The organism is Rhizobium sp. T1470, assembly GCF_042140505.1.
Classification (GTDB): domain Bacteria; phylum Pseudomonadota; class Alphaproteobacteria; order Rhizobiales; family Rhizobiaceae; genus Rhizobium; species Rhizobium favelukesii.
In genome coordinates this window covers 450,633-464,765 of the sequence record NZ_CP148094.1, presented here as the reverse complement: position 1 = coordinate 464,765, position 14,133 = coordinate 450,633, and the positions used below count along the sequence as shown (strand labels likewise).

Sequence of the window (14,133 nt, the reverse complement as noted above, 5' to 3'; positions counted from 1 at the left end):
ACATCTTGAACATTTCCTCTTCATCCATGGTCGAGAAGGCAGCAGAAGCGACTGCAAGGGCGACGCCAACATCGGTCGCTCACCGCGTCCGCGGCCTGTCCGATCGAGCGATTGCCTGGGTGTTCATCGCCCCCACCATCATCCTTCTTCTCGCCATCAACATCTTCCCGCTCATCTGGGCCATCTATCTCTCGTTCACGAACTATCGCGCCAACCGTCCAAACGCGCCGGTCCTGAACGTCGGATTGAGCAATTACGAGCGCGTCCTGACCGACCCCGACATCTGGCAGGCGATGCAGACGACGGCGCACTTCGTGTTCTGGACGATCCTGTTGCAGACGGTGATTGGCTTTACGCTCGCCTATCTCATCGACCGCAAGTTTCGCGGCCACGCGTTCTGGACGACGCTGATCCTGATCCCGATGATGCTGTCGCCGGCCGTCGTCGGCAACTTCTGGCGCTTCCTCTACGAGCCACAGATCGGCCTCTTCGCCTACGCCGTCTCTCTCGTCACCGGCATACCGACAGCCGAGATCCAGATGCTCGGCAGTGTCTCATTGGCACCCTGGGCGATCATCATCGTCGATACCTGGATGTGGACCCCCTACGTGATGCTGATATGCCTTGCAGGTCTGCGCTCCATTCCGGACTACATTTACGAGGCCGCCGAGGTCGATCGCGCCTCCGCATGGCGCCAGTTCTGGTCGATCACCGTGCCAATGGCCCTCCCCTTCATCATGCTCGCTGTGCTTTTCCGCGGCATCGAGAACTTCAAGATGTTTGACATGGTCACGCTCTTGACCGGCGGTGGCCCGGGCTCGACCACCGAAGTCGCCTCCATCACGCTGAAGCGTACGGCCTTCGAGAGCTGGGCAACAGGTCGGGCCTCTGCCTTCGCCATTGTCCTCTTCGTGGCCGTGTTCGGCCTCGCCAACATCTACGTCAAGGCACTCAACAGGGTGAAGCAACGATGAGCTCCGTCACCTCAGCCCATTCGGTCGTAGAGCCGAGCTTGACCAGCAAACGCATCGCCGGCGCTATCGTGATCCTCTACGCCCTGATCACCTTAATCCCGCTTGTCTGGATTTTCCTGACCAGCATCAAGTCACCGCCCGATTCCATCAGCTACCCTCCCAAGATCGTTTTTACACCGACGCTGGAAGGCTATTGCAACCTTCTGACGACGAGGACGCGCCAGACGCCGGAATACATCGCCTCCCTGCCCATGCCGACCGGCACCTGCGACGAGGTGACACGCAAGCGAAACATGGTGATCGCCGGCCCCTCGAACTTCCTGCCGCGTTTCGCAAACTCGCTGGTGATCGCCTTTGGCTCGACGTTCCTGGCGGTCTTTCTGGGAACGCTCGCCGCCTACGGCTTCTCCCGCTTCAGGGTGCCGCTTGCCGACGACTTGCTGTTCTTCATCCTGTCGACGCGCATGATGCCGCCCATTGCCGTCGCCATCCCGATCTATCTCATGTACCGCGAGCTTGGCCTATCGGATACGGCGCTCGGCATGATCCTGCTCTACACGGCGGTCAACGTCTCGCTCGCAGTCTGGCTGCTCAAGGGCTTCATCGACGAGATCCCGCGCGAATACGAGGAAGCCGCAATGATCGACGGCTATACCCGGCTGCAGGCTTTCTGGAAGGTTGTCCTGCCGCAGGCAACCACAGGCATCGCCGCCACCGCGATCTTCTGCCTGATTTTCGCCTGGAACGAATACGCCTTCGCGGCCCTGCTGACATCGGGCGAAGCTCAAACCGCGCCACCCTTCATTCCGACCATCATCGGCGAGGGCGGTCAGGACTGGCCGGCAGTCGCGGCGGGAACGACGATCTTCCTCATCCCGATCCTCGTCTTCACCATCCTCCTGCGCAAGCAGCTCTTGCGTGGCATAACCTTCGGAGCGGTCCGCAAATGACGCATCTGATCGAAACACCGCCCCCTTCCCGCCCTAAGCGCCCCTTCTTCCTGCGCCGCGGTCCGATGGAAAATATCGCAACCACACTGATTGCGATCGGCTTTCTCACGCTCTTCCAGCCGTTCCTGCTGGTTCTCTATACCTATTCGCTGGTAACGCTGCTTGCAGGCACGGCCATGTTCATCATCGTCTCGAAGTTCCCGGAGTGAGCCATGGCGGACATCAGAATCGAAAATCTCCGCAAGCAATTCGGCAGCTTCGTCGCGGTGCAGGACTCGACCTTGCGCATTCATGACGGCGAGTTCCTGGCACTGCTCGGACCGTCTGGGTGCGGCAAGACGACGACACTTCGTATGATTGCCGGACTTGAACTGCCGACCAGCGGCAAGATCCATCTTGATGGCGAAGACGTCACCTTCAATCGCGCCAGTGCCCGGGACATAGCCTTCGTGTTCCAGCTGTTTGCGCTCTATCCGCATATGAACGTGCGCAAGAACATCGGCTTTCCCCTGCTCTCGCAAGGCATGCCGAAGATGGAAATCCGCCAGCGCGTCGAGGAAACTGCGCGGCTGCTGCAGATTAATCATATCCTTGACCGATCCGTTTCCGGACTTGCCGGCGGCGACCGCCAGCGCGTGGCTCTTGGCCGGGCGATCGTGCGCCGTCCGAAGTGTTTCCTGATGGACGAACCCCTCGGCACGCTCGACGCGGAATTCCGCGAAGTCATGGTCCACGAACTGCGCGAACTGCACAACCGCATCCATGCGACGACGGTTTACGTCACGCATGATCAGCACGAGGCCATGGCTATGGCCGACAAGATCGCGGTCATGAACCATGGTGTCATCGAGCAATTCGGCACACCGCAGGAAATCTACAGCAAGCCAGCCACCATGTATGTCGCGGATTTCATCGGCTCGCCGCCGATGAATTTCATGCGCTTCACCTCAGGCCTTCAGACGGGAGCACGGTCGATATCGCTTCATGGCGTCGATGTCAGCATTCCTGAGGTGCACCAGGACGTGGCCGAAGCCGAACTAGCGCTTGGTGTCAGGCCTGAACATATTCGCTTCAGCGATACCTCTCCATTGCGCGGAGCGGTCTACGGCAGCGAATATCTCGGGACCAATCAGGTTGTGGCAATCGAGACGTCGAGCGGCGTCATCAAGGCTCGCGTTCCGGCAAATCGCAACTTTCGTATCGGCGAGACGGTTGGTCTTGCGTTCAACCCGGCCAAGCTCGCGCTGTTCGATTGCAAGTCGGGCCGCGCCATTGCTTCGGCACTCTATTCGGAGGCACGACATGGCTGACGTCGCTCTCAAAGGCCTCAGCAAGCGTTTTGGCGATACACAGGCTCTGGCTGATTTGGACCTATCGATCCATGACGGTGAGTTCGTCGTCCTGCTTGGGCCAACGGGCGCCGGCAAGACGACGACGCTGCGGCTGATTGCCGGCCTGGAACGCCCCGACAGCGGCCGCATCGAGATAGGCGGGCGCAACGTCGCAGGCGAAGCTCCGGCCGACCGGGACGTCGCATTCGTCTTCCAACAATATTCGCTCTATCCGCATATGACGGTCTACGACAACCTCGCCTTCCCGCTACGAGCGCCAGTGCGCAAGCTCAGCGGCGAAGAAATCGACCGGCGCGTGCGGGAAATTGCGCGCATGGTCAGGATCGACCATAAGCTCGAGAACCGTTCGACACGATTGTCGGGTGGCGAAATGCAGCGCGTTGCGATTGGGCGGGCGCTGGTGCGCCGCCCGGCCATCTATCTGATGGACGAGCCACTGTCGTCGCTCGATGCAAAGCTACGGGCGGAACTTCGCTTGGAACTCAAGCGGATCCAGAAGGAGCTCGGCTCGACGCTGCTCTATGTAACCCACGACCAGGTCGAAGCCATGACGATGGCGGATCGGATCGGCATTGTTGCGGGAGGAAGGCTGTTGCAGGTGGGAACGCCCCGCGAAATCTACGGCAATCCTGCCAGTCTTCATGTCGCTGCCCGTCTTGGCCAACCGCACATCAACCTACTGCCCCCCGATCTTCTTCCTGGCGCCAATCCGCCTCCCGGGACCAAGACGATCGGCGCGCGAACAGAGCATCTCGATATCATCGTCGATCAGAACGCCAATGCCAAAATCGACTGGATCGAACACCTGGGAGACCAGAACCACCTGCACATCCGGGTGCGTGACCACAAGCTCGTCACGCTTGCCGATCCATATCTCGCGATCCGGCCGGGTGATCGAATCGGCCTGACGTTGCGCGATCCGCTCTATTTCGACGCCAGCGGCCAGCGCCTCGGATAAATATTGAACGAAACGAATACACTGGCATCAAAAGACGGGTCTCATTCCATGAAGCATTTCTTCAATCGCCGGGAAACCATCGTTACTGAAGCACTCGACGGTCTGCTCCTGACAAGCAGCGCCGGTCGTCTTGCCCGCCTGGATACCTTCCCCGAGATCAAGGTGATCCTGCGCGCGGACTGGGATAAATCGAAGGTTGCAATCATCTCCGGCGGCGGAGCCGGCCATGAGCCCTCACACGCCGGCTTCGTCGGCAAGGGCATGCTCACGGCGGCCGTATCCGGCGAGATCTTTGCCTCGCCCAGTGTCGATGCCGTGCTCACAGCCATCCGTGCCGTAACAGGCCCAAGGGGCGCCCTGCTGGTCGTCAAGAACTATACAGGCGACCGTCTGAACTTCGGCCTTGCCGCCGAGAAGGCGCGCGCCGAGGGATTCGCCGTCGAGATGGTGATTGTCGCCGACGACATCGCAATTCCTGGCATCAACCAGCCGCGCGGCGTTGCCGGTACGCTGTTCGTGCACAAGATCGCCGGCTATCACGCGGAAGCCGGGGCCGAGCTGAAGACGGTCGCAGCCCAGGCGGCGGCCGCAGCACACGACATCGTTTCGCTCGGCATGTCGCTTTCGACCTGCAGCGTACCCGGTCAGGCGCATGAGGATCGGCTTGGCGCCGACGAGGGAGAGCTCGGTCTCGGCATCCACGGCGAGCCAGGGGTCGAGCGCATTTCCCTACAGCCGGTTGCCGATCTGGTGGCCACCATGACCAACCGGTTGGCCGCCAAGATTGACGAGGCAGGAGACTTTGGGCTGCTGATCAACAACCTTGGCGCGGTGCCGCCGCTCGAGATGGGCGTTATCGCCAACGCGGTGTTGTCTTCACCTCTCTCCGGCCGTGTTCGGCTGATCATCGGCCCGGGACCGATGATGACCGCACTCAACATGAACGGCTTCTCACTTTCACTGATCCGGCTGGATGCGGTTCGCGAAGCCGCGCTGAAGGCTGCCGTCGAGCCGCATGCCTGGGTACCTGCCACCGAACGGCACGCGATCGCCATTGTTGCTGCACCGCGAGTATCCGTGCGGGATGCAGCGACGCCGCCCAGCGCCGACAGTCGCAATCGTCGCTTATTGACGGCGCTTTGCGCGCATCTGATTTCCCTCGAAATCGAGCTGAATCGCTTGGATAGCCGCGTCGGCGATGGCGATACGGGTTCCACCGTGGCAACAGGAGCGCGCAGTATTCTTTCCCGCATCGACACGCTGCCGTTGAAGGATCCTGCCGCCACCATGGCCTCGGTCGGCGAGGTCCTGAGCACGAGCATGGGCGGCTCGAGCGGCGTGCTGCTCTCGATCTTCTTTACGGCCGCATCCAAGGCCATGGCGGAAAAGGCTGATTTCGCTGCTGCCCTGCTTGCCGGGCTCGAGCGGATGACGTTCTATGGAGGGGCCGGCGTCGGCGACCGCACGATGGTCGATGCGCTGGCTCCGGCACTTGCGGCTTTGGCATCCGGTAATGTCGCGGCCGCGGCAAAGGCTGCGGCAGCCGGTGCCGAGTCGACCAAGGCAATGCGGAAGGCAAAAGCCGGCCGCGCCTCTTATGTCGGCGAGAAGGATCTGGAGGGAGTGCCGGATCCGGGCGCCGTCGCTGTGGCAAACGCATTCGAAGTTGCAGCGACGCTGACATAGCCGGCGCTGCTGCTGGGAGGGTAACACGTGCAGGCAGAACCAGTTCTTCTTGCGGGATTGATTGAAGTTTGCCGTGCGACGATTGCGGCAAACAGCGATCATCTCTGCGCACTGGATCGCGCAATCGGTGACGGCGATCATGGAACCAACATGCAGCGAGGCTGTGAAGCGGTTAGCGCCGAAGAGGCAACGGTCTCAAGCCTCCCCTTGCCTGACGCGCTGGAAAGGATTGGCCTGACACTGGTGATGAGCATAGGCGGTGCGGCCGGCCCACTCTACGGAACGCTGCTAATGGAGATGGGACGCGAGCTTCGCAAATCGGATCAGGGACAGGATTTTTCCTCGGCGTTAAAGCAGGCCATTGATGCTGTTGCCCGTCGCGGACGTTCGCACGCCGGAGATAAGACCCTGCTCGACGTGCTGTACCCTGTGCAAGATGCGCTTGCGCACCGCTCGCCATTGACCGATATCGTGCGTCGGGCGGAGCTTTCCGCAGGCTTCACCGCCGCCATGAAGGCCATGCGCGGCCGAGCAGCCTACCTTGGAGAGCGTTCGATCGGCCACGTTGATCCGGGCGCCTCGAGCTGCGCTCTCTTGACAATTGCTATCTGCCGCTACCTTGAGGAGCACCGCCCGGCATGAGTGTGAAGACCCCAAACGTCGGGATTGTGATCGTCTCCCACTCGCCGCTGGTCGCGCAAGGCACGGCCGACATGGTGCGGCAGATGGTGGGCGACAGCGTGCCGCTCGCCTGGTCGGGCGGCAATAGTCGCGGAGAGCTCGGCACGGATGCCGGCGGTATCCTGACAGCCATAGAGGAGGCCTGGTCAGAGGCGGGTGTCGCCGTTTTCGTCGACCTTGGCGGGGCCGAAACCAACAGCGAGATGGCCATCGAAATGCTCGGTTTGCCGCGCGCAAAGCTCATCTCGATCTGCAATGCTCCGGTGGTGGAAGGCGCCGTCATCGCCGCTGCCGAGGCCTCCGGCGGGGCATCGCTGGCAAAGGTTGTAGCGACAGCAGAGGAACTGTCACCGTGATGAGCGGCGGATTGCGCAAAGAAAATCGGGAGGCCGAACAAGTGCATGCCAGTTGCCAGACGGAGGTCGAAGTGAAGCACGGGGTAGGCTTGCACGCCCGCCCCTCGGTGACGTTCACGCGGCTGGCAAAGTCGTTTCCCTGCTCGATCGAAGTCGCCGTCAATGGCAGCGACGTCTGGCTGAACGGCAAGAGCATCATCAAGATCATGGGCGCCAGGATCCGCAAGGGATCCATGCTGAAGATCCGCGCCGACGGAATCCTCGCAGAAGAGGCAATCCGGGCATTGAAGGACCTCATCGAGCGTAACTTTGATGAAGAAAAGAAACATGGCCGCACCGCTTAGATTGCAAGCAACGAGCGCCTCTCCGGGCGTCGCATCCGGGCCGGCCTATATCGCGGAACAGCCGGCTGCCGCTGCCCTGTCACAATCGGCCGTTTCGGGGCACGCGGAGCTGGCAGCGGCCATCGAAACCGCTACCGAGGAGCTTCAAAACCTTGCCACAGGCACGGACGCAGAAGGCGGCGACATCATCGATTTTCAGCTCGAAGTGCTTCGCGATCCGACGATCGCCGAAATGGCAGGTGTGCGTATCGATGCGGGCGAGAATGTCGTATTCGCGTGGGTCGGGACACTCGACGGATACATCCGTGAACTGGAAAGCGCTGAAGAAGACCAGCTGCGGGCACGCGCCGTCGATATTCTGGACATCAAAAATCGCGTACTGGCGGCGCTGACGGGAACGCCGGTAAAGGACTTTCCGGCCGGATCTATCTATGTCGGCAAGGACATGGAGCCCAGCCGCTTTCTCGCACATGACTGGTCTGCAGGCGGCGGCATTGCGCTCTACGCCGGAAGTGCCGCGGGCCACGTCGCCCTTCTTGCCAGATCACGGTCGGTCCCGATGGTTATCGGCGCGGGACGTTTCGTCACCGCTGGCGGCCAACATATACGCGTTGATGGAGATGCAGGCGTGATCGTCCTTCAGAAGGGCAAGGAGGGCGCAGCGCCAATCCGGCCCGAGCTTCCAGTATCAAGCACAGTACCGACTGACAACGGGATGCTGCAGACGTCGGATGGCGCGCAGATTCTGTTGTCTATCAATCTCAACGCCCTCGAGGAAATCGACGGGATCGCCCCAACGACGGCGGCCGGCATCGGATTGATGCGCTCCGAATTCGCAGTCGCGTCACTCGCTGATGCGGCAAACGAGGAGAAGCAACTCGCCATCTACCGGCGCGTCCTTGACTGGGCCGACGGCAGATCGGTGACGATCCGCATGCTGGATGTCGGCGGCGACAAGCCGCTCCCCGGCCTCGCAGCTTCGCCCGCATTGCGCGGCATCCGTCTTCTTCTTGCCCGGCCAGAGATCACGCGCGTTCAAGTGCGTGCGTTGTTGCGGGCCGCCATCTTCGGTCATCTGCGCGTCATGCTGCCGATGGTGACCTTTCCGTCGGAAGTCGATGATATGCGGCAGATCTTTCGAGAAGAGGCCGCCGAGCTTGCGCGCCGGGGCGTGCCGCACCGCCTGCCTTCGATTGGCATGATGGTGGAAGTGCCGGCCGCCGCGTTCATGCTCGAGCAGTTCGAAGGCGCGGACTTCTTTTCATTCGGCACCAACGACCTCGCGCAGTATCTCGCCGCCTCGACCCGCGAAGATGCCGATTTCGCCGCACACCGAGAGAAGACCGCTCCGGCTGTACTGCGCCTGCTCGCTTATGCCGTAAAACTTGCCGGTAGCAAACCGCTCAGCATCTGCGGCGACATGGCCGGCGATCCGCGCTGGACAGCCGAACTGCTGGCCGCCGGCATCCGGCATTTTTCCATGGCGCCCGCTCAACTTCCCGCGATAAGATCGGCAATCGTCGGTTTGAATGCCGGTGGGACAAAGGCAGCCGGAGAATAAGATGGCGCGCGAAGACACCGAAGACGCCATTATCACCTATAAGTCAATTCTGGCGCAGATCATCGACAACCGACCTTCTGGAACCCGTCAGCGACTGGCCACGGAATTGGGTAAGCACCGCAGCTTCGTTACGCAGATAACAAGCCCGACCTACGCGACGCCTCTTCCTGCGCGGCATCTCGCGACGATCTTCCGGGTCTGTCATGTCAGCACCGCCGAACAGGAGCGTTTTCTGGAGGCCTACCAGAATGCGCATCCCGGCAAACTGCCGGAGCTTGGCGCCTCGGAAAAACTGCGGCATCTTTCACTCATGGTCCCTGATTTCGGCGACGAGCGACGCAACCGACTGCTGGAGGAAGCAATCGCCGATCTGGTGCAGAAGATTGCCGCAATTTCCGGACCGCCGGAGTGAATGGCGTTGCGCTTGGTGCGACAAGACTGAGACGATTATCGCCTTGGGAGGGGCTTGATGAAGAAGTTCATCAACACAGCAGAAACCATGGTCGCCGAAAGCCTCGAAGGCTTTGTGCGTGCCCATGAGGAGTTCGTTGTGTTCGGCGTCGACCGCAAGTTTATCCGCCGTCGCCACATGGTTCCGGGCAAGGTGGCGATCATATCCGGCGGCGGCGCGGGTCATGAGCCAATGCACATCGGCTTCGTCGGCCGCGGCATGCTCGATGCGGCTTGCGTCGGGCACATTTTCACGTCTCCCACGCCGAGCCAGATCGTGAGCGCCATCGAGGAAGCGGACACCGGGGCCGGATGCCTGCTGGTAGTGAAGAACTATGACGGCGACGTCATGAATTTCGAAATGGCGGTAGAGATGTCATCCAGCCGCCACAAAATTGAAACGGTGATCATCAGCGACGACATCGAAACGGCAAGGACAGGCGACGGGCGCGGCCGCCGTGGCGTCGCCGGTACACTGATCATAGAGAGGCTTCTAGGCGCAGCGGCCGAACGAGGCATGACCCTCTCCGAACTGAAAGGCCTCGGCGACGGCCTCGCTCCACGCATCCGATCGATGGGCGTCGCCCTGACCGGCGTGACGGTCCCGCACACGCAGCGCACAACTTTCGCGCTCGGACCGAGCGAAATGGAAGTGGGCGTCGGCATTCATGGGGAGCCGGGCCATTCGAGAGCGCCCTTCTCCAACGCCGACACCATCGTCAGGCATCTGAGCAACACGATCCTCAACGATATCGCCCGAACCGCCGATAAAGCATTGCTTTTCGTCAACGGGCTTGGCGGCACGCCACCGGCCGAACTCTATCTCGCCTACAACGCTGCTCACCGCTTCATGGTCGACCACGGCCTGCGGATCGAGCGCTCGCTTGTCGGCACTTACGCCACGTCGCTCGACATGCAGGGCCTTTCCGTCACGCTCGCCTTCCTCAGCGACGAGGAGTTTGCCCTATGGGATTCGCCGGTTGCAACCGCCGCGTTGCGCTGGGGGTGTTAGGTTCCGGCACCACCGCCGAAGCGGCCTGCGCGCAATCCGAGGCCGCAAATCAGCTTGCCTGCAGTCGCACGCCGAGATCCTTCCTCCGGCTCTTGCCGGGGAGCACGGCCTCACCGTTTCTTCCACCACTCCCTGGGACGTCATGGGTTTGATTGGGCGGTGCCATTGACGATTGAAGGGCAGCTTCCCGCCAGCCAAATCGTCCACGCGCTGCTGGAAGACAAAGCCGAACGAGCAGCCTTCAGTTCGGCTTCTGCCGGCCGTAGAGCAGTAGCATGCCGATGATGACCACTCCGTAGATCAGCTGTCGGCCGGCCTCTTCAATCTGCATTACTGAGAGGATTGACTGCAGCAGCGTGATCAGGATGACGCCCGCGACCGTTCCAAGGTAGGACCCCTTGCCGCCGAGAACATGGGTTCCGCCGAGGACCACGGCTGCGATCGACGGCAGCAGATAGGCGTCCCCCATCGACTGCGATGCCTTGGACGCGTAACCGGCAAGCAACACGCCGCCAAGCGCGCTGAGCGACCCCGAAATCACGAAGGCGAGCAAGGCAATGCGCCGGGTGTCGATGCCCGACATATAGGCGGCCCGTTCCCGGTTTCCGATCGCGTAAAGCGAGCGGCCGAACGTGGTTCTGGTCAGCAGGAAGACGGCGAGGATGCCGACGGCAAGCCAGACAAGGACGCCGTTCGGGACGGACGGGATCGTATGGCCGGTCGCAAGGAAGCGCATCGCCGGGGTAGCCGAATCCTGCGGTGAGAAGCCGCCGGTGTAGACGACCATCAACCCTTGCACGACGGCATTCGTCGCAAGCGTGATGATCATCGAGGGAATGCGCAGGTACGCCACGGCAAGCCCGTTGACGAAACCGATCGCTGCGCCGCAAGCAATTCCGAAGGGAATGGCAAGGAACGAGCCGCTGGTTCCATAGGCTGTCGCGGCGCATGCCATCATCGCGCCGGCGGTCACTGTCCATGGAACCGAAAGATCGATCTGTCCAAGCAAGATGACCATCATCATGCCCGTCGCAATGACGCCGAGGAACGAGGCGACCTTCAACTGTTGCAACAGGTAATCGGGCGACAGGAAGTTGGAGGAATAGATCGATCCACCAAGCAGCAGAAGGAGGATGCAGGCGAAGGCGATCGCCACGGCGGGATCTCGCCCGCGCAGCCGGAGGGGAACGATTGATTGCCGCATGCCGGACGCATCCTCGCTCATTGGAACCATTCCAGTCGGTTGCGTACCCGCGCCAGCCCGATCGAGCCGACACCGATCGCCAACATTAGCACGATGCCCTGGAACAGCGGCTGCCAGAGAGGATCGAGATCGAAGACGAAAAGGAGATCGCCGATGGTGCGGAAGGCAAGTGCTCCGAACACGGCTCCGACAGCGCTACCCTTCCCGCCCGCCAGCGAGACGCCCCCGAGAACGACCGCAGCAATCGAGTAAAGGGTGTAGGCGTTGCCGCTAGCGAAGGCCGCTTCGCCAGTATAGGAATAGAACGTCAGGTAGAGCCCGCCCATGGCCGACAAGAGCCCGGCAAGTGCATAGGCGGCCAGTTTCGCCCGCTTCAGCGGCATGCCGGACATATAGGCCGCATTCTCCGCGGAACCAGCCGCATAGGCCGCGCGGCCGTAGACCGATCTGCTGAAGGGGACCCAGACCAGGAGGATCGTGGCTACAAGCACCACCAGGCTGGTGGGGAATATCCCGAAGAGCTTCGAGGTAAACACGTCTGCAAGGGCTTCGTTGACAGAGCCCCCCGGCGTTGGCCGCAGGAGCAACGCCAGCCCGAAGAAAATTGCACTTGTGGCGATAGTCGTCACGATCGGCTGCAGCCTGCCGAAGATGATGATGAGGCCGTTCAATGTGCCGCATGCAAGCCCTGCGACAAGTACGGCCACGATCCCAAAGCCGGTCTGCAGCGGTGTGCCGACCACCACCCACGATGCAAGGCAATTGCATAGTACCAGAACCATGCCTGCCGAAAGGTCGATGCCGGCGGTGATGACGACAAGACATTGCGCCATCGCGACAAAGGCGAGCAAAATCGCCTTGTTGGACGCAGTCTGCACGACATTCGGCGTGAAGCCCGCCGGATGGTTGGAGACATAGATCACGAACATCACGACAAAGAGGGCGGCGGCAAGCAGCGTTCCCTTGTTGAGTTCGTACCAGAAGCGCCATTTGCCGGACGTGCCTATTGTCACGGTGTTGCCCTCCGTTCCGCAGGACGGGCGGCGATGTTCAATGCACTCCCGATCAGCTCGCGTTCGTTAATGTCGTCACCTTCAAGCGTGCGAACAACGGTACCGTCGTACATGACAAGGACGCGATCGCAGCAGCCGATCAGCTCGTCGTAGTCCGTCGAATAGAAGATGATCGCGGCGCCGCCGTCGGCGAGCTTTCTCAGCAGTTGATAGATTTCCTGCTTGGTGCCGACATCGATGCCGCGTGTCGGGTCGTTCAGCAGGACGATCCTCGGTCGGTTCATCAGCCATTTTGCAATCACCACCTTCTGCTGGTTTCCGCCCGACAGGCTGCTGACCGGCATGTCGATGGTTGCCGCCTTGATGGCGAGGAGCTTCAGGAGTTCGTCGATGCGGGCCGCCTCTGCCCCTCGATCGATGATGCCGTTGCGCGAAACGCTGCCGAGTGCGGCGATCGACAGGTTCTCACGAACCGTCATCGGCAGCATCAACCCTTCTGTCTTTCGATCCTCCGGAATAAGCGCAATGGAGTTCGCGGTGGATTTCGCCTCTTTGGGACTGCTCAAACGCACGCCGCGGCCGTTGATCTGCACATCGCCCTTGATGTCGCGAAGCACGCCAAAGAGGGCAAGCAAGAGTTCCCGCTGACCCTGGCCGTCCAAGCCGCCGACGCCGACGATTTCGCCGGGACGGGCATCGAAGGTGATGTCAGCCAGACGGCCGCCCCAGGAAAGGTCATGGCAGGACAGCACCGGGGCTTTATTGGCTTCAACGCCCGGCTTGGCAGGAAACACGCTTTTGTATTCCCGCCCGATCATCAATTCAACGACCTGGTGGTCAGTCTTTGTACCGGCTGGGTAGGATTCTATGCTGCGGCCGTTGCGGAATACCGTGCAATCGTCGGCAAGTTCGGCGATCTCATGCATGCGATGCGAGATGTAGACCAGCGCCAATCCCTCCGAGCGCAGCCTCTTCAGGACACTGAAGACCTTCTCGACATCAGACCTTGTCAGGGCAGATGTCGCCTCGTCCAGGATCATCAGCCGGGGCTTGCGGGCGAGCGCCTTTGCAATCTCGACCATCTGTCGACGCGAGAGCGGGAGGTCCTTGACCAGCGATGATGGATGAATGTCGGAGGCTCCCGCGCGATTGAGCGCTTCTTCGGCGATTTGCCTCTGGGCGCGCCTGTCGATCATGCCGAAGCGGCGCGGTGGATTGCTGATGACGATATTGTCGGCAACGGAGAGGTCGGGAATCAGCGACAGTTCCTGGAAGACCGATACTATCCCCGCTGCATTTGCCGCCGCTGGCGATGAGAAGGCCACGTCCTTGCCGCCGAGGAGCATTCGACCTTCATCGGGTGCGGTGACCCCGGCCATGATTTTGATCAGGGTCGATTTGCCGGCGCCGTTTTCGCCGAGTACGGCATGAATTGCGCCGGATCGAATGGCAATATCGGCTTCCTTGAGTGCGATGACGCCGCCATAGCGCTTCGATATACCTTCCATCCGCAACAGCGGTTCTGACAAAAGCACGCGCCCAACCTCCCATCGGGTGCATTAAGCCTCTGACTGCGGGCGCCCACGTCCGCA

The 14,133-nt window shown here is 61.2% G+C and carries 15 protein-coding genes; 12 read left to right on the top strand and 3 right to left on the bottom strand.

What is annotated here, in order from left to right:
* The first annotated feature begins 5 nt into the window (after positions 1-5).
* From WGT02_RS36635 to WGT02_RS36580, 12 genes are read left to right on the top strand one after another with little or no spacing between them, the layout of a single operon-like run.
* Positions 6-974 (top strand): carbohydrate ABC transporter permease, encoded by a 969-nt coding sequence (locus WGT02_RS36635; protein ID WP_208245232.1) that lies wholly within the window; start codon positions 6-8, stop codon positions 972-974.
* Complete coding sequence (locus tag WGT02_RS36630; protein ID WP_024315040.1) at positions 971-1,924, top strand: carbohydrate ABC transporter permease; 954 nt, start codon at positions 971-973, stop codon at positions 1,922-1,924. The genes WGT02_RS36635 and WGT02_RS36630 overlap by 4 nt, the downstream gene beginning before the upstream one ends.
* Entirely contained in the window at positions 1,921-2,133 is a 213-nt protein-coding gene (locus WGT02_RS36625) for a hypothetical protein (protein ID WP_024315039.1), read from the top strand. Before WGT02_RS36630 ends, WGT02_RS36625 begins: the two co-directional genes overlap by 4 nt.
* Positions 2,134-2,136: 3 nt before the next feature.
* The gene (locus tag WGT02_RS36620) at positions 2,137-3,234 is read left to right on the top strand and encodes an ABC transporter ATP-binding protein (protein ID WP_024315038.1); all 1,098 of its coding nucleotides are present in this window, start codon (positions 2,137-2,139) and stop codon (positions 3,232-3,234) included.
* The gene (locus tag WGT02_RS36615; protein ID WP_024315037.1) at positions 3,227-4,234 is read left to right on the top strand and encodes an ABC transporter ATP-binding protein; all 1,008 of its coding nucleotides are present in this window, start codon (positions 3,227-3,229) and stop codon (positions 4,232-4,234) included. The genes WGT02_RS36620 and WGT02_RS36615 overlap by 8 nt, the downstream gene beginning before the upstream one ends.
* A gap of 48 nt (positions 4,235-4,282) precedes the next feature.
* Positions 4,283-5,920 carry a dihydroxyacetone kinase subunit DhaK gene (locus WGT02_RS36610; RefSeq protein WP_024315036.1) on the top strand — a complete coding sequence of 546 codons (1,638 nt, stop codon included), beginning with the start codon at positions 4,283-4,285 and terminating at the stop codon, positions 5,918-5,920.
* A 27-nt stretch (positions 5,921-5,947) separates the two neighbouring features.
* Positions 5,948-6,562, top strand: a complete 615-nt coding sequence (dhaL, locus tag WGT02_RS36605) for a dihydroxyacetone kinase subunit DhaL (RefSeq protein WP_024315035.1) — start codon at positions 5,948-5,950, stop codon at positions 6,560-6,562.
* Positions 6,559-6,957: a dihydroxyacetone kinase phosphoryl donor subunit DhaM gene (dhaM, locus tag WGT02_RS36600; RefSeq protein WP_024315034.1), complete on the top strand. Its 399-nt coding sequence runs from the start codon at positions 6,559-6,561 to the stop codon at positions 6,955-6,957. Before dhaL ends, dhaM begins: the two co-directional genes overlap by 4 nt.
* Positions 6,957-7,301, top strand: a complete 345-nt coding sequence (locus WGT02_RS36595) for an HPr family phosphocarrier protein (protein ID WP_024315033.1) — start codon at positions 6,957-6,959, stop codon at positions 7,299-7,301. Before dhaM ends, WGT02_RS36595 begins: the two co-directional genes overlap by 1 nt.
* Positions 7,285-8,862, top strand: a complete 1,578-nt coding sequence (locus WGT02_RS36590; protein WP_024315032.1) for a putative PEP-binding protein — start codon at positions 7,285-7,287, stop codon at positions 8,860-8,862. Before WGT02_RS36595 ends, WGT02_RS36590 begins: the two co-directional genes overlap by 17 nt.
* A 1-nt stretch (position 8,863) precedes the next feature.
* On the top strand, positions 8,864-9,274 hold the full coding sequence (locus tag WGT02_RS36585; protein WP_024315031.1) for a hypothetical protein: 411 nt from the start codon (positions 8,864-8,866) through the stop codon (positions 9,272-9,274).
* Positions 9,275-9,331: 57 nt separating this feature from the next.
* A complete protein-coding gene (locus tag WGT02_RS36580) occupies positions 9,332-10,324 on the top strand; it encodes a dihydroxyacetone kinase subunit DhaK (RefSeq protein WP_208245233.1) in 993 nt (330 codons plus the stop codon).
* A 241-nt stretch (positions 10,325-10,565) separates the two neighbouring features.
* On the opposite strand, the gene WGT02_RS36575 is transcribed toward WGT02_RS36580, so the two are convergent.
* The 3 genes from WGT02_RS36575 to WGT02_RS36565 are packed head-to-tail and all read right to left on the bottom strand — an operon-like array spanning position 10,566 to position 14,076.
* Positions 10,566-11,549 carry an ABC transporter permease gene (locus WGT02_RS36575; RefSeq protein WP_024315029.1) on the bottom strand — a complete coding sequence of 328 codons (984 nt, stop codon included), beginning with the start codon at positions 11,547-11,549 and terminating at the stop codon, positions 10,566-10,568.
* Positions 11,546-12,541, bottom strand: coding sequence for an ABC transporter permease (locus WGT02_RS36570; protein ID WP_024315028.1), 996 nt, complete (start codon positions 12,539-12,541; stop codon positions 11,546-11,548). Before WGT02_RS36570 ends, WGT02_RS36575 begins: the two co-directional genes overlap by 4 nt.
* A complete protein-coding gene (locus WGT02_RS36565; RefSeq protein ID WP_208245235.1) occupies positions 12,538-14,076 on the bottom strand; it encodes a sugar ABC transporter ATP-binding protein in 1,539 nt (512 codons plus the stop codon). Before WGT02_RS36565 ends, WGT02_RS36570 begins: the two co-directional genes overlap by 4 nt.
* Between the last annotated feature and the right edge of the window lie 57 nt (positions 14,077-14,133).